The organism is Brevibacillus sp. FSL L8-0520 (assembly GCF_037963895.1).
Lineage (GTDB): Bacteria > Bacillota > Bacilli > Brevibacillales > Brevibacillaceae > Brevibacillus > Brevibacillus borstelensis.
In genome coordinates this window covers 3168446-3192013 of the sequence record NZ_CP150171.1, presented here as the reverse complement: position 1 = coordinate 3192013, position 23568 = coordinate 3168446, and the positions used below count along the sequence as shown (strand labels likewise).

Annotated in this window: 24 protein-coding genes; all 24 read left to right on the top strand. The window is 50.3% G+C overall.

Annotated elements, in window-relative coordinates; genetic code table 11:
- Positions 1-117: 117 nt before the first annotated feature.
- The 24 genes from ltrA (at position 118) to fliY (ending at position 23553) form a co-directional block, all read left to right on the top strand.
- On the top strand, positions 118-1383 hold the full coding sequence (ltrA, locus tag NSQ24_RS15890; protein WP_024985202.1) for a group II intron reverse transcriptase/maturase: 1266 nt from the start codon (positions 118-120) through the stop codon (positions 1381-1383).
- 227 nt (positions 1384-1610) lie between these two features.
- Entirely contained in the window at positions 1611-2735 is a 1125-nt protein-coding gene (dprA, locus tag NSQ24_RS15885) for a DNA-processing protein DprA (protein WP_122957625.1), read from the top strand.
- A 118-nt stretch (positions 2736-2853) separates the two neighbouring features.
- The gene (topA, locus tag NSQ24_RS15880; RefSeq protein ID WP_003385908.1) at positions 2854-4932 is read left to right on the top strand and encodes a type I DNA topoisomerase; all 2079 of its coding nucleotides are present in this window, start codon (positions 2854-2856) and stop codon (positions 4930-4932) included.
- A gap of 33 nt (positions 4933-4965) precedes the next feature.
- Positions 4966-6288: an FADH(2)-oxidizing methylenetetrahydrofolate--tRNA-(uracil(54)-C(5))-methyltransferase TrmFO gene (gene trmFO / locus NSQ24_RS15875; RefSeq protein WP_003385907.1), complete on the top strand. Its 1323-nt coding sequence runs from the start codon at positions 4966-4968 to the stop codon at positions 6286-6288.
- A gap of 55 nt (positions 6289-6343) precedes the next feature.
- Positions 6344-7285: a tyrosine recombinase XerC gene (xerC, locus tag NSQ24_RS15870; protein ID WP_003385906.1), complete on the top strand. Its 942-nt coding sequence runs from the start codon at positions 6344-6346 to the stop codon at positions 7283-7285.
- 16 nt (positions 7286-7301) lie between these two features.
- Entirely contained in the window at positions 7302-7844 is a 543-nt protein-coding gene (hslV, locus tag NSQ24_RS15865) for an ATP-dependent protease subunit HslV (protein WP_003385905.1), read from the top strand.
- Positions 7845-7863: 19 nt separating this feature from the next.
- Positions 7864-9258, top strand: a complete 1395-nt coding sequence (gene hslU / locus NSQ24_RS15860; RefSeq protein WP_003385904.1) for an ATP-dependent protease ATPase subunit HslU — start codon at positions 7864-7866, stop codon at positions 9256-9258.
- Between the two features lie 39 nt (positions 9259-9297).
- The gene (gene codY, locus NSQ24_RS15855) at positions 9298-10077 is read left to right on the top strand and encodes a GTP-sensing pleiotropic transcriptional regulator CodY (RefSeq protein WP_003385901.1); all 780 of its coding nucleotides are present in this window, start codon (positions 9298-9300) and stop codon (positions 10075-10077) included.
- A 416-nt stretch (positions 10078-10493) separates the two neighbouring features.
- Positions 10494-10907 carry a flagellar basal body rod protein FlgB gene (gene flgB / locus NSQ24_RS15850; protein WP_003385900.1) on the top strand — a complete coding sequence of 138 codons (414 nt, stop codon included), beginning with the start codon at positions 10494-10496 and terminating at the stop codon, positions 10905-10907.
- Positions 10908-10909: 2 nt separating this feature from the next.
- On the top strand, positions 10910-11368 hold the full coding sequence (flgC, locus tag NSQ24_RS15845) for a flagellar basal body rod protein FlgC (protein ID WP_003385899.1): 459 nt from the start codon (positions 10910-10912) through the stop codon (positions 11366-11368).
- A gap of 18 nt (positions 11369-11386) precedes the next feature.
- Positions 11387-11686, top strand: a complete 300-nt coding sequence (gene fliE, locus NSQ24_RS15840; protein WP_039070085.1) for a flagellar hook-basal body complex protein FliE — start codon at positions 11387-11389, stop codon at positions 11684-11686.
- A gap of 31 nt (positions 11687-11717) precedes the next feature.
- Positions 11718-13298, top strand: coding sequence for a flagellar basal-body MS-ring/collar protein FliF (gene fliF, locus NSQ24_RS15835; protein WP_339166192.1), 1581 nt, complete (start codon positions 11718-11720; stop codon positions 13296-13298).
- A 13-nt stretch (positions 13299-13311) separates the two neighbouring features.
- Entirely contained in the window at positions 13312-14325 is a 1014-nt protein-coding gene (gene fliG, locus NSQ24_RS15830) for a flagellar motor switch protein FliG (RefSeq protein ID WP_003385895.1), read from the top strand.
- Positions 14309-15127, top strand: coding sequence for a flagellar assembly protein FliH (gene fliH / locus NSQ24_RS15825; protein ID WP_031932912.1), 819 nt, complete (start codon positions 14309-14311; stop codon positions 15125-15127). Before fliG ends, fliH begins: the two co-directional genes overlap by 17 nt.
- The gene (gene fliI, locus NSQ24_RS15820) at positions 15124-16443 is read left to right on the top strand and encodes a flagellar protein export ATPase FliI (protein ID WP_003385893.1); all 1320 of its coding nucleotides are present in this window, start codon (positions 15124-15126) and stop codon (positions 16441-16443) included. Before fliH ends, fliI begins: the two co-directional genes overlap by 4 nt.
- A 1-nt stretch (position 16444) precedes the next feature.
- Positions 16445-16891 (top strand): flagellar export protein FliJ, encoded by a 447-nt coding sequence (gene fliJ, locus NSQ24_RS15815; protein ID WP_003385892.1) that lies wholly within the window; start codon positions 16445-16447, stop codon positions 16889-16891.
- A 12-nt stretch (positions 16892-16903) separates the two neighbouring features.
- Positions 16904-17803, top strand: a complete 900-nt coding sequence (locus NSQ24_RS15810; protein WP_003385891.1) for a hypothetical protein — start codon at positions 16904-16906, stop codon at positions 17801-17803.
- Positions 17804-17875: 72 nt separating this feature from the next.
- On the top strand, positions 17876-19078 hold the full coding sequence (locus NSQ24_RS15805) for a flagellar hook-length control protein FliK (protein ID WP_003385890.1): 1203 nt from the start codon (positions 17876-17878) through the stop codon (positions 19076-19078).
- A gap of 24 nt (positions 19079-19102) precedes the next feature.
- Positions 19103-19498: a TIGR02530 family flagellar biosynthesis protein gene (locus NSQ24_RS15800; RefSeq protein WP_003385889.1), complete on the top strand. Its 396-nt coding sequence runs from the start codon at positions 19103-19105 to the stop codon at positions 19496-19498.
- A gap of 93 nt (positions 19499-19591) precedes the next feature.
- Entirely contained in the window at positions 19592-20410 is an 819-nt protein-coding gene (flgG, locus tag NSQ24_RS15795) for a flagellar basal body rod protein FlgG (protein WP_003385887.1), read from the top strand.
- 67 nt (positions 20411-20477) lie between these two features.
- Positions 20478-20702: a flagellar FlbD family protein gene (locus tag NSQ24_RS15790; protein WP_003385886.1), complete on the top strand. Its 225-nt coding sequence runs from the start codon at positions 20478-20480 to the stop codon at positions 20700-20702.
- A 15-nt stretch (positions 20703-20717) separates the two neighbouring features.
- A complete protein-coding gene (locus tag NSQ24_RS15785; protein WP_003385884.1) occupies positions 20718-21176 on the top strand; it encodes a flagellar basal body-associated FliL family protein in 459 nt (152 codons plus the stop codon).
- A 39-nt stretch (positions 21177-21215) separates the two neighbouring features.
- The gene (fliM, locus tag NSQ24_RS15780; protein WP_003385883.1) at positions 21216-22211 is read left to right on the top strand and encodes a flagellar motor switch protein FliM; all 996 of its coding nucleotides are present in this window, start codon (positions 21216-21218) and stop codon (positions 22209-22211) included.
- Positions 22204-23553, top strand: a complete 1350-nt coding sequence (fliY, locus tag NSQ24_RS15775; protein WP_003385882.1) for a flagellar motor switch phosphatase FliY — start codon at positions 22204-22206, stop codon at positions 23551-23553. The genes fliM and fliY overlap by 8 nt, the downstream gene beginning before the upstream one ends.
- The last annotated feature ends 15 nt before the right edge of the window (positions 23554-23568 follow it).

Genomic DNA, 23568 nt, shown 5'->3' with positions numbered 1-23568 from the left:
GAATTCTGTCAAGGAACTACTTTTGAAGAGCAGGGGTGAAGCCCCGAGGGTACAAAAGAGGGCTGAGTATCGTACAGCAAGCACGGAGTCCGCATGTGCGAAGGAAGGAACATCATTATGGATTTGCTGGAAAAAGTCTTATCACGGGAAAACTTACGGATGGCACTCCAACGAGTGGAGGAAAACAAAGGTGTCGGTGGAGTCGATGGTGTTTCAACCGAACAACTACGCGATTATCTACGTGAACACTGGCAAGCCATCCGCGAGAAGATGGAAAGGGGAACCTATAGACCTTCACCTGTTCGCAGAGTCGAAATCCCGAAACCTGACGGTGGTGTAAGGTTATTAGGCATTCCCACCGTGGTAGACCGCTTTATTCAGCAGGCCATCCTCCAAGTGTTAACGCCGATCTTCGACCCCACCTTCTCGGAATCTAGCTATGGGTTCCGTCCAAAACGTAGCGCTCACATGGCAGTAAGGAAAGCGCAAGCGTATATCTCCGAAGGATATCGTTTCGTGGTGGACATCGATCTAGAGAAATTCTTTGATCGCGTAAATCATGATATTCTAATGAGCCGTGTGGCTCGAAAAGTTCAGGACAAGAGAATTTTAAGACTGATTCGTTCCTACTTGAATGCGGGGATCATGATAAATGGCGTCTGTACAACATCAAGTGAAGGAACACCGCAAGGTGGGCCGTTAAGCCCACTTTTGGCAAATATCCTACTTGATGATTTGGACAAGGAACTCGAAAAGAGAGGCCACCGTTTCTGCCGCTACGCAGACGATTGTAATATCTACGTGAAAACAAAACGGGCAGGGGAACGAGTAAAGAAGAGTATTCAAAACCACTTGGAGAAGGTACTAAGGCTAAAAGTAAATGAGGAGAAAAGCGCGATAGACCGACCATGGAAACGAAAATTCTTGGGCTTTAGTTTTACCTTTGCAAAACAGACAAGGATTCGCATCCACCCCAAATCCCTCCTCAAGCTAAAAGAGAAAATCCGCACGATCACGAATCCGGTGTGGAGCATCTCGATGGAGAAGCGGATTGAAAGAATAAATCAGTACCTCATGGGCTGGATTGGATATTTCGCCCTTGCAGACGCGAAGGGCATTCTACAATCCATTGAGGAATGGACAAGGCGCAGGCTCCGTCTTTGTTTGTGGATGCAGTGGAAACGCGTGAGAACCAGATATCGAGAACTTCGTTCTCTTGGCATATCTCACGTAAAAGCCATTGAAATTGCAAATACCCGCAAGGGTGCATGGCGTACCACAAAATCTCCGCATATACACAAAGCCCTCGGCATTGCCTACTGGCAACAACAAGGGCTGAAAAGCTTAGTGCAACGATATTCTCAAATTCGTCAAGCTTGGTGAACCGCCGTATACCGAACGGTACGTACGGTGGTGTGAGAGGACGGGGGTTAGTCGCCCCCTCCTACTCGATTCCCGGGTCCAATGTTGTCAAATCAGCTCATGTTTTGTTATAAAAGCTCCGACAAACGTCGACTACTAGAAAAAACGCATATCCAGGTTTTCTAGAGTGACTCTCTGTCTCTTTGTAAAATTAATGAAAAAGGGGCTCAAGGGAGAGTGGAGAAGGGATGACACCTGTCGGAAACGAAGAAGAGATTGCCTGGTATTGCGGGCTTGTGGGCATTCCGGGGCTGGGAAGAAAAAGGCTTCGAGAGTTATATGAGAAGCATGGGTCATTTACGGCAGTGGGCAAAGGGTGGCGTCAGGTTGCGGCAGAAGCCGGATTCCCCGTCAAGCTGATCGGAGCGGGAGTAGAACGGCTGAGCGGAGTGCATTCAGAAAGACGTCTGACTTTTTTAAGACAAAACGGTATCGGTGTGATCGGATGCTGGGAAGAGGTGTTTCCTCCTCTGCTGCGAAACATTTCCGATCCCCCGCTTGCACTCTTTTACAAAGGAAATATCGAATTGATCGTCGGGCCTGCGATTGGCATTGTCGGGTCCAGAAAGCCAACGCCCTACGGCCGGGCCGCTTGCGCACAACTGGTCAAGGAGCTTTGTGGCGAAGGTCTGGTTATCGTCTCCGGTCTTGCTCACGGGATTGATGCAGAGGCGCATCGGACTGCCCTGCGGATGAAAGGAGCGACAATCGGCGTATTGGGATGCGGCATCGACGTCGTTTACCCTGCCGCCCACCGTCCCTTGTTCCGAGAGGTTGAATCCGCAGGCCTGCTTGTCTCCGAGTATCCGCCGGGTGTGCCGCCGGTACCTGGCCTGTTTCCCGAGCGCAACCGGATTATCAGCGGTTTAAGTGTAGGGACAGTGGTCGTTGAGGCGGCGGAGAGGAGCGGGTCGTTGGTTACAGCGGATTGTGCGCTCGAGCAGGGGCGAGAGGTTTTTGCTGTGCCCGGACCCATATTTTCTGAGGTAAGCGCTGGGCCGAATAACTTGGTGAAACAAGGTGCAAAGCTAGTAACAGGCATTGAAGATGTTCTCGATGAGCTGCCACCTTATTGGAAAGCGGTCATTGCGAGCAAGAAAAAGGGTTCGGGTGCTTTCGCGGACGAGAAAGTCGCACTGGATGACGAGGAACAACGGCTTTTTCAGCATATCCGCCACGAACCGATCCATATGGATGAAGTAGGCCGACGTCTTTCCGGGGCTGATCAGGCCTGCTTGTTTCGGACATTACTAAAGCTGGAAAGTAAAAATGTGATTGCCAGCCTACCGGGAGGATATTATGTGAGACGATAGTCACTTTCTCCCGGAATCGCTGGAATCCTCCCGAAGCCTTCATGCTTCAAGTGTTTGACAAATCGGATAAGCATATTTAATAATAGGGGAGATTCCTTACAGAAAGGGGAGGAAAAAGATGGCTGACACGCTAGTGATTGTCGAATCCCCGGCGAAAGCAAAAACAATTGGAAAATATTTGGGAAGCAAATATATAGTGAAAGCGTCCATGGGCCATGTACGCGACCTCCCAAAAAGCCAAATGGGCGTTGATGTTAATCAGCAGTTTCAACCGAAATACATAACCATTCGCGGCAAAGGCGACGTTTTGAAAACCTTGAAGGACGCTGCGAAAAAAGTGAAAAAAGTCTATCTCGCAGCCGACCCGGACCGCGAAGGGGAGGCCATCGCCTGGCACCTGGCTCAATATCTTGGCCTTGATATGAACCAGCCTCTGCGGGTTGTTTTCAATGAAATCACGAAAGACGCCATCAAGGAGGCTTTCAAGCATCCTCGCCATATCAATATGGACCTGGTGAATGCCCAGCAGGCGAGACGAATTCTGGACCGTCTCGTCGGCTACAATATCAGCCCGATACTTTGGAAAAAGATCCGCAAAGGATTGAGCGCAGGGCGGGTTCAAACTGTCACTGTCAAGATGATTGTGGATCGGGAAAGAGAAATTCAACAGTTTATTCCCGAAGAGTATTGGACGATCAGCAGCATGTTAATCAGCAAAGGAAAAGTTTTTGAAGCCAAATTTTACGGGATTGGCGACGAAAAAACAGAGTTGAAGTCCGAAGCCGACGTCAAACAGGTGATCGAGCAGATCGGCAATCATCCTTACCTGGTGAAAAAGGTGACCAAGCGGGAAAGAAAGCGAAATCCGGCTCCGCCTTTTATTACCAGCTCGCTTCAGCAGGAAGCGGCTCGGAAGCTGAATTTCCGAACAGCCAAAACGATGAGGATTGCCCAAGAGCTATACGAAGGGATTGACCTGGGCAACAAAGAGGGAGCGGTAGGTCTAATTACCTACATGCGTACGGATTCCACGCGAATTTCCGTGACTGCTCAAAATGAAGCAAAAGAGTACATCCTGGAGAATTTCGGTGCAGACTACATATTGACGGAACAGAGAACACAAGCGAAAAACGAGAACGCTCAGGATGCTCACGAAGCGATTCGCCCGACTTCCGTGCTGCGGACGCCCGACCAGTTGAAAGAGGTCCTCAGTCGGGATCAGCTCCGCTTGTACCGCTTGATCTGGGAGCGCTTCCTGGCGAGCCAGATGGCTTCCGCCGTTTTGGATACGATGAGTGTGGATATTGATGTAAACGGGGTGACCTTCCGCGCCACCGGCTCCAAGGTAAAATTCCCCGGATTCATGAAGGTATATATAGAAGGAAGCGACGACAATAAAGAGGAAGAATCATTCCTGCCTCCAATTGAAGAAGGAGAATCCCTTGAATTGAAGGAGATCGAGCCCACCCAGCACTTCACCCAGCCTCCTCCGCGCTATTCGGAAGCAAGGCTGATCAAGACGCTGGAGGAGCAAGGAATCGGACGTCCTTCCACTTATGCTCCAACACTCGAAACCATTCAAAAGCGTGGCTACGTTGCCTTAGAGGAGAAACGCTTTCTGCCGACAGAACTCGGAGAGCTCGTCGTTACCATGATCGAGGAGTTCTTTCCGGAGATTGTCGATGTTGAATTTACGGCAAATATGGAATCGGATCTGGACGGAGTCGAAGAAGGTATTGCAGATTGGGTAAAGGTGCTGGACCAGTTTTATCAAGACTTTGCAAAACGGTTGTCAGTCGCTGAAGAACAGATGGAAGAAGTCGAGATCAAAGATGAAGAATCAGACGAGTTCTGTGAGCTGTGCGGAAGCGTCATGGTTTACAAGCTCGGACGTTTCGGGAAGTTTCTCGCTTGCTCCGGGTTCCCGGACTGCAGGAATACCAAGCCGATTGTCAAAGAAATCGGCGTAAAGTGCCCAAACTGTGAAACCGGATCGATTATCGAACGTAAATCCAAGAAGAACCGTATTTTCTATGGATGCAACCGATATCCAGACTGTGATTTCGTCTCTTGGGATAAACCGATTGCACGTCCTTGCCCGAAATGCAGCAGCCTGCTGGTCGAAAAGAAACGCAAGAAGCAGGGCGTCAGCGTGGTGTGCACCAATTGCGATTACCAGGAAGAAGCAGATTCCTAAGCGGATTCCTGAGAACGTATGGAGGATAACAGCATGACAAAACAACCGTATGTAACTGTGGTCGGCGCCGGGCTTGCAGGAAGTGAAGCAGCCTGGCAGATCGCCGAATCGGGTGTACACGTCAAACTGTACGAAATGCGCCCGACAAAGCAGACGCCGGCCCATCATACCGATAAATTTGCCGAACTCGTTTGCAGCAACTCTTTGCGTGCCAACTCGCTGACCAATGCAGTAGGCGTGTTAAAGGAAGAAATGCGCCGATTCGAATCTGTCATCATTGGCGCTGCGGATAAATGTGCCGTACCTGCTGGCGGGGCGCTGGCAGTCGATCGGCATGAATTTGCCCAGTATGTGACCGACGCTGTGCGGAACCATCCGCTGATTGAAGTAATGACAGAAGAAGTTTCAGAGATCCCGGACGGTATCGTCGTAATTGCGACGGGACCGCTTACCTCGCCCGCTTTGTCTGAAAGGCTCAAGTCTTTGACAGGAGAGGAGTACCTGTACTTTTACGATGCAGCTGCTCCCATTATTGAGAAAGATTCCATCGACATGGAGAAGGTCTTTGTGGCTTCGCGCTATGACAAAGGCGAAGCCGCGTACCTCAACTGCCCGATGTCGGAGGAGGAATTCAACCGCTTCTACGATGCCCTGATCGAAGCCGAGGCTGTTCCGCTCAAGGATTTTGAGAAGGAAATTTTCTTTGAGGGCTGCATGCCGATCGAGGTTATGGCAAAAAGAGGCCGTCAAACGATGCTGTTTGGCCCGTTAAAGCCTGTCGGACTGATCGATCCGCGCACCGGAAAACAGCCGTATGCGGTAGTGCAGCTTCGTCAGGACAACAGTGCGGCAACCCTTTACAACATCGTCGGATTCCAGACGCATCTGAAATGGCCGGAACAAAAACGCGTCTTTTCGATGATTCCAGGTCTAGAGAACTGCGAGATCATCCGCTACGGCGTCATGCATCGGAATACGTTTATCAATTCCCCTAAGCTGTTGAAGCCGACCTATCAGTACAAGGACCGGGATACACTGTTTTTTGCGGGACAGATGACTGGTGTGGAAGGTTACGTAGAATCGGCCGCGTCGGGCTTGCTTGCTGGACTGAATGCTGCCAGACTGGCAAAAGGCGAGGAATTGCTCGTACTGCCTCCGGAAACGATCATGGGCAGCATGGCACGCTACATCACGACAACCGATCCAAACAATTTCCAACCGATGAATGCCAACTTCGGGCTGGTGCCGGAACTCGAGAAGCGCATTCGCAATAAACGGGAGAAAAACGAAAAGCTCGCTGAGCGGGCGCTAGACACAATTCAGAATTTTACACAAAAACGACACAAATTAGGTTGATATCAGATTTTTGGCTATGTTACTATATAGGTGCCTTTGAGGAGGTGCGCGTCAGATGGACAATTCACAGCAAATATCCACGGAAATTGATATGTTTGTGGACTATTTGCGTGTCGAAAAAAACGCCTCTACTCATACGGTGAAGCATTACGTGGCAGATATCAGCGAATTCGTCGCCTTTATGGAACAGCACCAAATCCCTGTATTTGCTGCTGTTTCTTATTTGCACGGCCGCTCCTTTCTCGCTCATTTGGCTAAAAAGGGTCTATCGCGGCGCAGCATCGCCCGCAAGCTGTCCAGTTTGCGAAGTCTGTACCGTTTTTTGTTAAGGGAAGGTCAACTGGCGCAAAATCCGTTTCAATTGGTATCGACACCAAAAGTGGAGAAGAAACTGCCATCCTTCCTGTATCCGAACGAAATCCAATCGTTTTTTGACCTGCCTGACACTTCGACCCCACTTGGCATGCGGGATCGGCTCATTTTCGAGCTGTTGTATGCAAGTGGGATTCGCGTGTCGGAGCTGGTAACACTAACATTGGAAGCGGTAAACCCAAGCATGGGGATTGCTCTTGTTTACGGGAAGGGTGCGAAGGAGAGATATGTTCCAATCGGCAGTTATGCGTGCGACATTCTTCGGCAATACCTAGATAATGGAAGGAAGAAGCTTCTTGCCGGCAAGGCTGACCACGGGTACCTTCTTCTCAATTATCGCGGGGAGCCGCTCTCCGACCGCAGTGTCCGCCGTATCGTCGACAAGCATGTGGAGGCCCACGCGCTCAATCTGCGCGTATCGCCGCATACGTTTCGCCACACATTTGCTACCCATCTCCTGAATGGAGGTGCGGATTTGCGTACGGTGCAGGAACTGCTTGGTCACGTCAATATTTCGACAACCCAGGTGTACACGCATGTGACCAAGGAACGGTTGCGCCACGTTTACGACGCAGCCCATCCACGTGCGGGTCATTCCCGTCCAGGATCGGCCGGAAGTACATAAGCGGGAGGAATCTGCAATGGAACAGTTTCATGCTACTACAATTTTTGCCATACACCATAACGGAGAAGCGGCCATGGCTGGCGACGGTCAAGTCACGTTCGGCAACAGCATGGTAATGAAGCACGGCGCTAAAAAAGTAAGACGGTTGTATCGCGGTGAGGTGCTGGCCGGTTTTGCCGGCTCGGTAGCAGACGCGATCACCCTGTTTGAAAAGTTTGAAGCAAAGCTGGAGGAGTACCACGGCAATCTGCAAAGAGCTGCTGTGGAACTGGCAAAGGAATGGCGAATGGACAAAGTCCTCAGGAGATTGGAAGCGATGATGATCGTTTGCAACAAAAATAATCTGCTTTTGATCTCTGGAAACGGCGAAATCATCGAGCCGGACGACGGTATTCTAGCCATTGGGTCAGGAGGAAGCTTTGCGCTTGCTGCAGGCAGGGCGTTGAAACGGTATGCGCCGCATCTGAGTGCGAGAGAGATTGCCGAAGCTTCTTTGCGGACAGCTGCTGAGATTTGCGTATTCACCAACGACAATCTCGTTGTCGACGAGATGAAGTGAAAGGAAGGGAGGACTCCTGGTGCTGAGCCTTGAACAATTAACCCCGCGTAAGATTGTAGAGCATCTGGACAAATACATCGTCGGACAAGGTCAAGCCAAAAAAGCGATAGCCGTGGCCTTGCGCAACCGATATCGCCGGAACATGCTTCCTGAGCATATGAGGGATGAAGTCATACCGAAAAACATCCTGATGATCGGGCCGACAGGTGTGGGGAAGACAGAAATCGCTCGCAGGATTGCCAAATTGACGGGCGCGCCTTTTATCAAGGTCGAGGCCACCAAATTTACGGAAGTCGGATACGTAGGCCGTGACGTAGAGTCGATGGTTCGGGATTTGATAGAGGCAGCAATCCGCACTGTAAAACAGGAGAAGATGGAATCCGTAAAGGAAAAGGCCGAGAAACTGGCCAACGAGGCCATCGTAAATATCCTCGTTCCAACGCGAAAGCAGCAGCAGTCATTTAAAAACCCGCTGGAAATGTTGTTCGGAGGCGGACAACAGCAACAGCAATCATCTGAACCCGAGGACGTTTCCATTGAACAGCAGCGACGTCAGGTTAAGTGGCAGCTGGAGGCTGGACAACTGGAAGATCAGATGATTGAGATCGATGTGGAGGACCAATCCCCCTCCATGTTTGATATGTTCCAGGTTCCGGGTACAGAACAAATGGGGATGCAAATGCAGGATATGTTGGGCAATCTTTTGCCGAAGCGGACGAAGAAGAGAAAATTGCGAATTAAAGATGCACGAAAGGTATTAATTCAGCAAGAAGCGCAAAAACTGGTGGATATGGATGAAGTCACGCAGGAGTCGATTCGGCGTGCCGAGAACCACGGCATCATCTTTATTGATGAAATCGACAAGATCGCCGGCAAGGATGGGAGAGGCCCCGACGTATCGCGTGAAGGTGTGCAGCGAGACATCCTGCCCATCGTGGAAGGCTCTACCGTGATGACAAAATACGGTCCCGTAAAGACTGACTTTGTTTTGTTTATCGCAGCTGGCGCTTTCCACATCGCCAAACCGTCCGATTTGATTCCGGAGCTGCAGGGACGTTTTCCGATCCGGGTCGAGCTCACCAGCTTGCGGGTGGAGGATTTCGTCAGGATTTTGACGGAACCGAAAAATGCGCTGTTGAAGCAATACATCGCTCTTCTCGAAACAGAAGGGATTCGGGTCGATTTTACCCCGGATGCCATTTCGGAGATTGCCCGATTGGCCGCAGAAGTGAATCAGTCAACCGACAACATCGGTGCGAGACGGCTTCACACCCTGTTGGAAAAGCTTTTGGAAGACCTTTCTTTTGAGGCCCCTGACATTCATCTGGATGTGGTGCAGATCACGCCTGAGTATGTGCGTGAAAAGCTTGGCTCTATCGTTGGCAACAAGGACTTGAGCCAATACATCCTATAAAACATACGATGGTCAATTATTGACTGGGAGGAAACCATAATGGATCTGTTGTCAAAAACAAGAAGAATTAACCGTCTGCTGCAAAAGTCAGCGGGACACGCGGTCAATTTTAGTGAAATGGCCCAAGTATTAAGCGATGTAATTGAAGCAAATATTTTCGTGGTCAGCCGCAAGGGAAAACTGCTCGGTTTCTCGATCCACCAAGAAGTGGACAACGAGCGCATCCGTAAAATGCTCGAAGAACGCCGCTTCCCTGAAGAGTACAGCCTTGGCTTGCTCAAAGTGGAAGAGACGTCCGCAAACCTGGATGTGGACAGCCCGTACACCATTTTCCCAGTGGAGATGAAAGAAGTATTCCGCACAGGCTGGACGACATTGGTTCCGGTAATGGGCGGCGGTGATCGACTCGGTACCCTGATCCTTGGACGCGTCAACAACCCGTTTGTCGACGATGACCTGATTCTCGCAGAGGTAGGGGCAACTGTCGTCGGTATGGAAATTTTGCGTGAACGTTCCGAGGCAATTGAGGAAGAAGCACGCAGCAAAGCAGTTGTGCAAATGGCGATCGGTTCCCTGTCTTACAGTGAACTGGAGGCTGTTGAACATATTTTTGAGGAGCTGGAAGGAAAAGAAGGTCTTCTTGTCGCTTCGAAAATTGCAGACCGCGTGGGCATTACCCGTTCTGTCATTGTAAATGCACTGCGGAAGCTGGAGAGTGCTGGCGTGATCGAATCCCGTTCCTTGGGTATGAAAGGGACCTTCATTAAGGTTCTGAATGAGAAGCTGCTTCCAGAACTGGAAAAGCTGAAAACTTCATGACATTTTTTTGGCTCCAGGTAAGCGGGCTATGCAAATAAATAGGTTTCAAATGAATATATAACGGGAATAGGTAAGGTGTAGCTAAACGTGCTACACCTTTTTTCTAGGTATTTGTACCTAGGTATTTGTCGAAATTGGGGGAATTAAATCGAAACGGTCAAAAATTATTAACTAAAAAAGCTAGTTTATTCAAATATATGTAAGGTTCTTTTACAATTTTCCATCACACTAACAAAAATAGGGAGCATCAGGGATTTAGTCCCATTGAATCATTTTGTCACAACTTGTGAGAATAGGGCTTTTTTCGCCATAGCAGTTTTGCTATGATTGAGTCGTATTCTTGTGTCGAATTAACAGGAAAAAATGGAATATTTGTGGGAATGGAGCGAAAGCCAGATTGGGGGAGTTTGGAAAAAATGCTAGTCAGTAACCATTTAGGAATCTTGGAGCGATCTTTGGACGCCGCTATGCTTCGACAAAGAACGATAGCCAACAACGTCGCTAACATTGACACCCCGCAATTTAAGAGCAAGCAGGTTGTGTTCGAAGACCTACTGAAACAAGAGATGAATGGGGCTTCAGGACAACAAAAACTGCAGGCGTATCGTACTAATGCCCGGCATATCCCGTTTGCCGACAGCGGTTTGAATGTGGTGCCGAGAATTGTCTCCAACCCAGAGAACTTCGTTCAAAACAATGGCAATGACGTGGATCTTGAGTTTGAGATGAGCGAGTACGCCAAAAACCAGATCTGGTACAATGGGTTAACCCAATTGACTGCAGGGCATTTTCAAAAATTGCGCAGCGTAATTGAAGGCGGAGGTAGATAAGAATGAGTTTGTTCCAAGGGCTTGATACAAGCGCTTCCGCTCTGACTGCAAACCGGCTCAGACTGGATACAATTGCAGCGAACGTGGCCAACGCAAATACGACCCGCGCTACATTTGTAAACGGGGCTTGGCAGCCTTACAAAAGAAAAATGGTTGAGCTGTCCCCGAAAGCGCCCAGCCAGTCCTTCGACAGTGTACTGCAAGGAGCGATTGGCATGGTGTCCGGCAGAACGGAGCAGGGAGTGAGGGTAACGTCCATTCGCGAAGACAATACCCCATTTAAGCGGGTATACGATCCGACACATCCGGATGCGGATGCGGACGGATATGTTCTGATGCCGAATGTGGACATGATGAAGGAAATGGTCGATATGATTTCCGCATCGAGAGCTTATGAAGCGAACGTTACCATACTGAACGGTGCGAAGAGCATGATGATGAAAGCACTGGAAATCAAGTAGGGAAAGGAGTAAGAACGGATGGATATTAACGCGCTTTCCCGGATTGGCGGAGTGCAGCCTCAAATCCAGACCAAGACCTATACGCCGGATGAGGTAAGCAAATCATTCTCAGCGTATCTTTCCGATGCACTGAACCAAGTCAACCAGGCCCAGGTAGAATCGGCAAATTTGGCAGACAAGTTTGCGATGGGACAAGTTCAGGATGTCCATCAGGTCATGATTGCAGGGCAGAAGGCCTCTGTCATGCTGCAAATGACCATGCAAGTTCGTAACAAAGTCATAGAATCCTATCAGGAAATCATGCGCATGCCACTTTAATGTTTTGGCGGTATCATTGGTGAGGTGAACCATGAACGAGCGTCTAGCACTATATAAAGATCAAGCTTTGGCGAAATGGAACCAGCTGCCTGCTAAACAGAAATGGATGATTTCCGGTATCGCGCTGTTTTTGCTCATATCACTTGGCCTATACATATACATCGCTTCTCAGCCGGTGTACAAGCCGTTATACGACCAGCGGTTAAGTGAACAGGAAATCGGGATCATCAAGCAGGAACTGGAAGGAAAGAAAGTTCCATTTCGAATTACAGACAACGGCACAAGTATAGAAGTGCCAGAAAAAATGGCTCAGGATGTCATAGTTGACTTGGCTGCACAAGGGATCCCCAGCGAAGCAGGCATCAACTCAGAAATATTTTCTAACACCCTGGGAGTAACAGACCGTCAGTTTGACGTGATGAAAAAAGAAGCTTTGCAGCAAGAACTGAGAAAAATGCTGGAACGGGTAAAAGGTGTTCGCACCGCGCAGGTAATGATTACTCTGCCGCAGGAAAGCGTTTGGGTGACGGAGACACCTGATAGCGCGACAGCTTCGGTCATCGTTGATGTCGAGCCCGGAACCAGACTGGATCAAAAACAGATCAACTCCTTGTATCTGCTTGTTTCCCGCAGCGTACCCAAGCTGTCGCCTGAAAACATTACCATTTCCGACCAGTACTCCAATCTGCTGGAGCGAACTGACGGCAGTGAACCAGAAGGAAACCTGACAGCTTACGAGCAGCAAGAGAAGATCAAAGCAGATGTGGAAAGAAAGATCCAGCAAAATTTGTACACGCTCTTGGGCACGATTATGGGCAGAGACAAAGTCATTGTTCATACCTTTATCAGCATGAACTTTGACAAGGAAAACCGTGTTGAGAATCTGGTTGAAGCGCCAGACAAGGAAAACAACGAAGGACTTATCATCTCATCGCAAAAATTATCGAAAACCTTTAGCGGCCAGGGCGCCCCTCCCGGAGGAATCGCGGGAACGGGAGCGAACGACACGCCAGGCTACCCGGGCAGTACGCCGCAGGGCAACAACAGTCAGTATGAAGAACTGAATGACACGATCAATCGGGAAGTCAACCGGATCACCCGCAATATTTCAATGAGTCCCTATAAAATCGATGACATCACGATCAACGTTGGGGTAGAACCACCCGAAGGCGGACAGCTCGACGAACAAACTATCGACAGTATCAAGCAAGTCCTTCGCAATGTGGTTCGCGTTACGTTAAGCGACAAAGGCATAGATTTGACACAAGAAGAACTGGACAAGCACATCTCTGTTCTGCCGCGTCCATTCTCCGGAAAAGTCGCAGTTGATGGTTCCGGAAGTCTGACTCCTGCCCTCTTGTATGGTACGGGTGCTGTAGCCTTGCTGGCTCTCGGAGCGGTTGCCTACCTGATCTACCGCAGACGCCGCCAGGCCAAACAGCAAGAAGAGGAAGTCGCAGATGTCATGTCGATGCAACCGACGGAGGTACCCGATTTAACCTATCAAGACGATACAGATCAGGCAGTGGTGCGGAAACAACTGGAAAAATTGGCGCGCAGCAAGCCGGACGAATTCGTTGTTTTGCTTCGTACTTGGTTAGCTGAAGATTAAGGAGTGAAAGCAAATGGCTCGCGGCGCAAAAGAATTGTCAGGAAGACAGAAGGCTGCGATCCTGCTCATCTCTCTCGGGCCGGAAATCTCCGCCCAGGTGTTCAAGCACCTCAGAGAGGACGAGATCGAGCAGCTCACGTTGGAAATTGCCAACGTTCGTAAGGTAGACGCGGATGAAAAGGACAAGATCTTGGCAGAATTCCATCAGATAGCGGTCGCTCAGGAAGTCATCTCTCAAGGCGGAATTACGTACGCCAAGGAGATCCTGCAAAAAGCACTTGGCGAGACCAAGGCAATGGACATCATTAACCGCTTGACAGCAAATCTTCAGGTTCGTCCATTCGACTTTGCAAGAAAAGCGGACCCAGGCCAGATCCTGAACTTTATCCAAAATGAGCATCCGCAAACAATTGCGTTAGTTCTTTCTTATCTGGAACCTCAACAGGCAGCGATGATTCTCTCCGCGCTTCCTCAAGAGAGACAAGCGGAGGTAGCAAAGCGCATCGCCTTGATGGACAGCACGTCACCGGAGGTTATCACGCAAGTGGAGCAGGTTCTGGAACAAAAACTGTCAGCCACCGTTACTCAGGATTATACCCAGGCTGGTGGTATCGAAGCGATTGTCGCTGTTCTTAATGGTGTAGACAGAGGTACAGAGCGGACGATTCTGGATTCTTTGGAAATACAAGACCCAGAGCTGGCAGAAGAGATCAAAAAGCGTATGTTTGTCTTCGAGGATATCGCTACTTTGGACAACCGCTCCATTCAGAGGGTTATCCGCGATGTGGAAAATGCAGATCTCCAGCTTGCGCTTAAAGTTGCCAGCGAAGAAGTCCGTGAAGTTATCTTCCGGAACATGTCCAAACGGATGGCAGATACATTCAAAGAAGAAATGGAATTCATGGGACCTGTCCGTCTGCGTGATGTAGAGGAAGCGCAGTCCCGTATCGTCGCGATCATTCGCCGCCTGGAAGAAGCGGGTGAGATCATCATCGCTCGCGGCGGAGGAGATGATATCATTGTCTAGGATTATCAAGCTGTCTCACTATCAGACATCGGACGAATCTTTTCTTCTCTCCGTGAAGTCTACACACATACAGACGGTTGAATCGGATGAAAGGTTGCAAGAAAATCTACAAATTGTAAAAAATGCAGAAGAAGAAGCCGGAATGATTCTCCAGGATGCGGAAGAAACCGCGCAGGGACAGCTTCGCGAAGCGATGGAGCAGGCTGAAAAAATTCGGCAGGATGCCCTTGCGGAGATTGAACAGTGGTGGGAAAACAAACGGCAGGAAGCAGCTGTGCTTTTTTCCGAAACCGAAGCACAAGCCCGAGAACAAGGGTTTCAAGCCGGTCTTCAGGATGGCAAGCAGCTGGCATGGGAGGAAGAGCGTGAAAAGGTAGAAGAAGCTCGGAATCTGTTGGAGTTTGCCCACCGGGAGAAAGAGCGAATCATCTCTGAAGCTGAACCGTTCCTGGTGGAGTTAAGCCTGGAAATTGCAAAAAAAATTATCGGCAATGAGTTGAGCGCATCTCCGGAAGCTGTCCTTGAGATCGTAAAAAATACGCTTCAGCGTTCGCGGGTGCACGGTGAAATAACTGTCTGCGTCAATCAGCGTCACTTTGACTTTGTTCAGCAGCACCGCCCGCAGCTGCTTGCGCTTTTGGATGGACAAGCAGAGATTGCGATTTACCCTGACCACACGGTAGATGAGGGCGGCTGTGTCATCCGCACCCCGCTGGGCAGCGTGGATGCCCGGATTGATACGCAATTGACAGAAATCAGACAAGCGCTGCTGGATATTGCCAAGGGAAGTGACGAGGCATGACTGTTCTTGATGTAGGCAAGTACAGACATATCCTGCAAGGAATAGATCCGGTACGCGTCAATGGAAAGGTTACCCAGGTAGTAGGGTTGACGATCGAATCGCAGGGACCGGAGGTTAAGCTCGGAGAAATTTGCCATATCTATGCAAGTCAAAGCGAGGAACCGATTGCAGCAGAAGTTGTCGGCTTTCGAGACAATAAAGTGCTGATGATGCCGCTCGGAGAACTGACCGCAATCGGGCCGGGCAGTGATGTTGTTGCGACTGGCCGCTCTCTCCACGTCAAAGTAGGCCCGGAAATTCTCGGCCGAATTCTCGATGGGCTCGGCCGTCCGCTCCAGGGCAGCCTTCCGCTGGGCCTTGCTTCATATCCTACATCGAACATGCCGCCAAATCCGTTGTTGCGGCCGCGTATTCAGGAGCCGCTTAGTGTCGGAGTGCGGGCGATTGATGGATTGTTGACAGTCGGAAAAGGTCAGCGCGTAGGGATTTTCGCCGGGTCTGGTGTCGGTAAGAGTACATTGATGGGCATGATCGCCCGCAATACGACAGCCGACATTAACGTGATCGGATTGATCGGGGAGCGCGGGCGCGAGGTCATGGAGTTTATCGAACGCGACCTCGGTGAAGAGGGGTTGAAAAGATCGGTCGTCGTAGTCGCGACTTCGGATCAACCCGCTATGATACGGATCAAGGGTGCCATGATCGCGACCTCGATCGCCGAGTATTTCCGGGATCGCGGGCTCAATGTCATGATGATGATGGATTCAGTGACTCGCTTTGCTATGGCGCAGCGCGAGATTGGGCTGGCCATCGGGGAGCCACCTGCGACTCGCGGTTATACGCCTTCCGTCTTTGCCATGCTGCCAAAGCTGCTGGAACGTGCGGGTACAGCAGACAAGGGAAGTATTACAGCCTTTTATACTGTACTCGTTGATTCTGATGATATGAACGATCCGATTGCCGATGCTGTTCGCGGAATTTTGGACGGGCATATCGTCCTTGACCGGAAAATCGCCCACAAAGGCCACTTTCCGGCGATCGATGTGATGGCAAGCGTCAGCCGGGTGATGAACGAAATTTGTACAGACGATCATCTGGAGGCAGCCCGTCAGTTGAAGCGGTATTTGGCTACCTATAAGGAAGCAGAGGATTTGATCAATATTGGAGCATACAAGCCGGGCACGAACAGGGAGATTGACCAGGCGATTCGTTACCGAGATGTGATCAGAGATTTTACGATGCAGGGCACCCATGAGCCTTCGGATCTCCAAAGTGCCATTAAGGCGCTGACAGCTCATTTCGGGGGAGTGAACTAGTGTGAAGGTGTTCCAGTTTCATCTCCAGAAGGTTTTGGATGTGAAAGAAAAAGAGAAGGAACAGGCTGAATGGGACTTCGGCAAGTCAATCCAAAGAAAGAATGAAGAAGAGTGGAAGCTGGGGCAGCTGCATGAGCTCCATGAAGAAGCGACAGGGATGCTGCACTCCGTTCAAGCCGAGCCTGTCAGTGTTGCACACCTTATGGAGATTACGCGGTATCGCCAGTCAGTCGAGCGTTCTATCCACAACCAGAAGCAAATGGTGTATGGATGCGTACGCGAAATGGAACGGTGTCAAATGCTCTTGACAGAGCGCATGAAAGAAACGCAATTGTGGCATAAGCTCCGGGAGAGGGCCCATGGGCAGTATCTCGAGGCTGAAAAACAACGGGAACAAAAAGAGATGGACGAAATTGGCACGCAGCTCTATCTTCGCAAAAGCAACTGATGGAGGTTCACTATGGAAGAGATCCAAGAAGAACGGGAATACAGCAGGTGGGAATGGTTCTTTTACATGATTGTCATCCCTGCTCTGTTTGCCACACTCCTTGGGGGGGTCTTTCTCAGCTTTCTGGGTGTCAACGTCTTGGGACAAGTGCTTACATGGGCAAACAGCATTCCCTACGTGGAAAAATTAGTTCCCGACGATTATGCGGCAGGCGATGGAGAAGCACCAATGGTAGATAAGGGAAAACAGGTACAAAGCCTGCAGGAAGAACAAGCAAAAAGCCAGCAAACCATCGCCAGCTTGCAAGGAGAAGCAGAGAAGAAGGACGCCACCATTCAAGCGCTGGAGAAACAAGTTCAGGATTTGCAAAAAATGATCGAGGACAAGCGGACGACAGAGGAAGAACGCCAAAAGCAGTACCAGGATTTGGCGAAGCTGTATTCTACGATGTCGCCGAAAAACGCGGCTGCCATCGTAGAGAATTTAAGTCTGGAAGAAGCCGTTACGGTGATGAAGAAGATGAAGGCGGATCAGCAGGCGAACATTTTGGCCAAAATGGACCCGAAAAAAGCTGCTGATATCTCGATCCTGCTGAAGGACTCGGTTGTAAACAAAGACGACGACATCGCAGCCTTGCAGGAGAGAGTTCAAGTGCTGACAAAAGCGCTGAGCGAAACGAGGAAAGATACGACCAGCTTGGACGCGCTTGTTCAGACATTTTCACAGATGCCCGCCGAGGATGCGGCCTCCATTATCCGCTCGCTCATGGGGACCAATAAGAACCGTGCAATCTCGATTTTGGCGGGCATGTCCAATGACAAACGGGCGTCTATCCTGGCGGCCGTAGCCAAGGAAGACAGCAAAAAGAAAGAAGATGTAGCAGCCCGAATTACCAGCGAGTTGCTTCGATAAGCGGAGAAGAGCCTAAAGCTTGTTCGCTTGTCGTTTTCCATAAGCAACAAAAAACAAGAGGAGGTGACAGAGATGAATGTAGCCAATGTCGCTGCGCCAGCAGTACCCGCTTCGGTAGGAACATCTGCAAACGGTTCAGCCATTCTGACGGGGACGGCTGGTCAGCAACTGCCTGGGACTCTGGAGAATTTGTTTGCCATGCAGATGATGTCAGCTCTCGAACAATTAGAGGGAATGGAGGATGCTGTCATTCAGGTTGAAGCGGACGGAATGGACACAGAAGACCAGGAAGAAATTGCTGAATTGCTAGCCATGCTCCAACAGTTGTTTGCAACGTCGCAGTCCCAGAGCCATGACATCGTCAATTCGTTGGAAGCAAAGACAAAAGAGCTGGCTGACATGATGAACAAGCTTCCGAAGACAGCGGTCTTGTCTGACAGTCAAGTTCAGAACTTGCTAGCTACGTTCACTCAACGGGGACTTTCCCAAGCAACAGCAGAAAAGCTGGCCAATTTTATGGCGGCGCTCAACCAATCCAATGAGACTATGCCCCAAGGCCTTGTGCCTGCTCGTTCAAAGGAACAGTCGACTGCGGCGTATATGTCACAGCGGACAAACCTGATGTCGACGATGCAGCCGGTGCGCGTGTCACACGCATTGTCCAGCTACCAGGCCGAGGCCGGTGTGCAGGCGAAAACAGCCGCTCCAACCAGCCAGCAGCAAACGGCAGATTTCATGATGGAGCCAGACGCCAATCCTTTGACTGCACAACAGAACAATCCGAATGTGCAAACGTTTGGGCAAAAAGGAAATGTTCCGACTGGCGGCCATCCAATCCACGCGAATCAGTTCAGCCAGCAGGTGACACAGTTGTTTGTGAAGCAAATGAAGCTGACGCAAGTGGACGGGGTGCACGAGGCAAGGCTGATCTTGTATCCGCAGTCTCTCGGACAGGTTGACGTCAAAATCACTTCCCATAACGGGATGATTACCGCTCATTTTTCCGCGGAAACAACCGCCGGAAAAGAATTGCTGGACAACCAGCTGCCTCAGCTGCGCGCTGCATTGACGCAGCAAGGACTGCAAGTCGACCGTCTGGAGGTAAATCAGCAGCAACAGGCTGGAAGCTTGCCATTTCAGCAGCAGCAACGCGAACGCCAGCAGCAGCAAAACAATGAAAATCAGCAAAGCGACAGGCAGGACAAAGCTGAATTCTCGCTCGATGCTCTTGTAGAAGGCAGCGATGAGATCAGTAAAATCGGTTATTCCGGCTAAGGAATAGGACAAGGAGGAACCGCCATGCACTCGTTTAACGTCGGGCAGACCTACTTTCCTGTCAAACCAAGCCATACCGTACCTGCACGTTCAGGCAGTTCTGCGACAAACGGGAAAGCCTTTCGCGACTACCTGACGGAATCTGTTGAGAAAGCCAAGAGGTCTCAGGAGATCACTTTCAGTCAGCATGCGTTGAACCGTTTGAATGAAAGAGGAATCAGCCTGGATGAGACCAAGATGGACCGTCTGGCTGGCGGCGTCAAAAAGGCTGCCGACAAAGGCGCAAGGGAATCTCTGATCATGATGGACAATGTAGCGTTCGTGGTCAGCATCCAGAATCGGAAAGTGATTACTGCCGTAGATGACGGACGAATGAAGGATAGCGTTTTTACCAATATAGACAGTGCTGTGTTTGTGTAACGAACGAGGGCTGGACCTCTTCGGAGGAAGCCTGCGGACTGCCGACTGACTGAAGCAGTCAATTACTGAATATTATCGAGGAGGAATCGCATTATGCTGCGTTCTATGTATTCGGGCATCTCAGGTTTGCGCGGATTTCAGACAAAACTAGATGTGATCGGCAACAACATCGCCAACGTGAATACCGTAGGCTTCAAAAAAGGACGCGTCATGTTCCAGGACATTCTCAGCCAGAACATCGCGGGAGCGACAGCGCCAGCAGATCAGGGAGGGAAAGGCGGTACAAACCCGATTCAAATCGGTTTGGGGTCGCAAATGGCTTCAATTGATACTGTCTTCTCTGCCGGCAGCCCTATGCAAACGAACCTGCCAACCGATTTGTCCATTGAAGGCGACGGCTTCTTCATGGTAACGCCCGACGATGGCACTACTTTCTACTATACGCGGGCAGGGAACTTTACCCGGGATTCGCAAGGATACTTGGTGAACTCCCAGGGTCTCAAGCTCGTAGACAGCGGTGGAGGAACCATTCAAATCCCGCAGGACACCTACGTTTCCTATTCGATTGGAAAAGATGGGGTGGTCACTACGGTTGACGCGCAAGGTGCTTTGGACACGCCGTTCACTATTGGCGTCATGAAATTCAACAATCCGGGCGGGCTCAAAAAAATCGGCAATTCCTTGTATGAAAATACGAACAATGCTGGCCCATTCGATGGTGCTCCTGATACGCCGATCACAGCTGCTCAGGCTCAAGTAAGCATCATCTCCGGACAGCTGGAAATGTCCAACGTTGACCTGTCCGAGGAATTCACCGAGATGATCGTTGCTCAGCGCGGATTCCAGGCAAACTCCCGGATCATTACGACATCTGATACGGTACTGGAAGAACTGGTGAATCTGAAACGATAATGTGTAAAGGGGACCGGGGAGTGAAGCTGCTTGCTTCCTCCCCCCTACAACCCGAAAGGAGCGGCAGATGATCCAACTAACCCGATTCAACGGCGCACAGTTTTACTTGAACGCGACGCACATAGAGACGGTGGAGTCCACTCCCGATACGGTTATCACCTTGCTTACGGGGAAAAAGCACATCGTGAAAGAAACGGCAGAGGAAGTGATCGCGCGGATCCTGCGTTTCTACCAGCACGCGTTCCCGGCGTTTACACCGCCGCGCATGCCGGAAGACGATTCCATTGAATAGCGGGAGGCGCAAAAAATGTTTCAAAATCGCTTGTTTAACATGGCCCTTATCATCATTATTGCGATATCGCTTCTAGGAGTCATATCGTTCGTGCTCTGGCAAACCTATCTCTCCCCTGCAGCACAATCAGCAAGTCATGACGAATCCAAAGAGGTAAAGGCTCTTTCGGCCAAGGAAATGCAAGAGTACTCGGTTGACACTGGCGAGATTACCACAAACCTGCTCTCCAAAAACTACATCATCGTTCGTTTCACCATCACTGCGGACAGCAGCAGTTCCAAGGAAGAGCTGGAGCAACGCCTGCCTCAGGTGAACCAGATTATCATCAAGACACTAGCAGGTCTGGAACCCGATGACATCAAGGGAACAGAGGGAATCAACAAGCTGGAAGCCAAAATCATGAACGAGATTAGCGCATTGATGCAGGAAGGCAAAATCGTTCAGGTAATCACAACGAAACAGCTCCTATCTTAACAAATGATGAATGAATACATAGCAAGGGGGTGACGACAGATGGCCGAGGTTCTCTCACAAAGTGAGATTGACGCGTTGTTGGCAGCACTTTCTTCCGGAGAGATGGATGCCAACGAGCTGAAAAAAGAAGAGACTGAGCGGCGGGTTAAAGTATACGACTTCAAGCGGGCATTGCGATTTTCCAAAGATCAGATTCGCGGATTGACGCGTATCCACGAAAACTATGCACGGTTGTTGACGACATATTTTTCAGCTCAGCTTCGTACCTTCGTGCAAATAACAGTTGCCTCCGTCGACCAATTACCGTATGACGAGTTTATTCGCTCCATTCCGAAGATGACGATTCTCAATATTTTTGAGGCGCCACCACTTGAAGGCCGAATGGTTTTGGAAGTGAATCCAAACATCGCATACACGATGCTGGATCGACTCCTTGGCGGGCAAGGAATTATCCCCGACAAAATGGGGGCACTGACAGAAATCGAGACAACCGTGATGGAGCGCGTGTTTGGAAAGGCATTGGATACCTTCCATGAAGCGTGGAAACAAATTATCGAGTTGGACCCGTATTTGGAAGGGCTTGAAATGAATCCCCAATTCATGCAGATCGTTTCTCCGAACGAAATCGTGGCGGTTATCTCCTTTAGTACAAAAATTGGAGATACGACGGGGATGATCAACCTGTGTCTGCCACACGTCGTGTTGGAGCCAATCATGTCGAAGCTGTCCGGACAGTACTGGTTTTCCAAACAGAAGAAAACGAGGGATGAAGAGGAGCGATTGCGGGTTGAGGAGCGGGTGAAAGCAGCCAGCCTGCCGATTATCGCGGAGTTGGGTACCGCTACCATCACCGTAGGAGAGTTTTTGCAGCTTCAGGTCGGTGATGTGATCCAGCTCGATCATCTCGTCGATAACAAGTTGAGAATTAAAGTGGGAGATCAACTGAAGTTCCTGGGACAGCCCGGCACGCAAAAAGGTCGTGTTGCGGTGCAGATCGACGAAGTCCTTGAGGAAGGGGAGGAAATGAATGAGTAGAGACATGCTTTCTCAAGAAGAAATTGACGCGCTGCTGCGAGCAAACAATTTGGTAGAAGAGGAAACGGAACAACAGAGCGTGCCAGATGTGGCCGACTACCTGTCGGCGTTTGAGCAAGACGCACTTGGAGAGATTGGAAACATCTCTTTTGGCAGTGCAGCAACGGCTCTCTCTACCTTGTTAAGCCAAAAGGTGGATATTACGACGCCTACTGTTTCGATGGTTCAAGTCAGCGAGTTGGAAAAAGAGTTTCCCATGCCGCATGTCGCAGTTCACGTAGAGTATACAGATGGCTTTAAAGGCGTCAACCTGCTTGTCGTCCGGATGGAAGATGCGGCGGTTGTAGCCGATCTGATGATGGGCGGGGATGGTCGCCCGAGCACGACGGAAATGTCCGATCTGCATATAAGTGCAGTTCAAGAGGCCATGAATCAAATGATGGGGTCTGCAGCCACGTCGATGTCTACCATTTTTAATCAACTGGTAAACATCACACCGCCAGGGATTGATGTGATGGATCTTGCGCAGGGGAAGGGCGGAGACAGCTTCACGGAGGATGACACCCCGCTGGTCAAAGTCTCATTCCGTTTAAAGGTAGGGGAGCAAGGAGAGCTGATCGACTCCAATATCATGCAGCTCTTGCCGCTATCCTTTGCGAAGGATATGATCGGACGTCTGACTGGCGCATCAGATGCGGATGCCGCTGCTGCAAGTCCTGCTGAGGAAGCTCAAGCGCCCTCTGCTCCTAGTCAGCCGGCTGGCCACACCGAACCAACGATTCCGGCAAGTCCAGCCACTCAGCCGCCAGCAGCAGCTGCACAGACACCTTATCCAGAACAGCCGGCACAAGCGCCGCACCCTGGTTACGCACCACCGCCGATGGGTTATCAGGCTCCGCCGATGTACCAGGATCCATATGGTCAGCATCCTTATCCACCGGCTTATGCGTACCCGCCGCAATATGTCCAGCCGCCGGTTCCACACGCTCCCCAGCACTTTGGAGCACAGCCGATGAATGTTGCCAATGTGAAAGCAGCGCAATTTTCTCCGTTCGGTGGCGGTATGATGGCTGCACCTGACGAACAGAACCTGAATTTGCTATTGGACATTCCTCTGCAGGTGACAGTCGAGCTTGGCCGTACGAAGAAGCTGATCAAAGACATACTGGATCTTTCCGCCGGATCGATCATCCAACTGGACAAGCTGGCTGGTGAGCATGTAGACATTTTGGTAAACAACAAATTGATCGCCAAAGGCGAGGTTGTGGTCATCGACGAAAACTTCGGGGTTCGCGTAACCGACATTATCAGTCCGATTGACCGCGTTTCGAAATTGCAATAACAACGGTAAAAACGA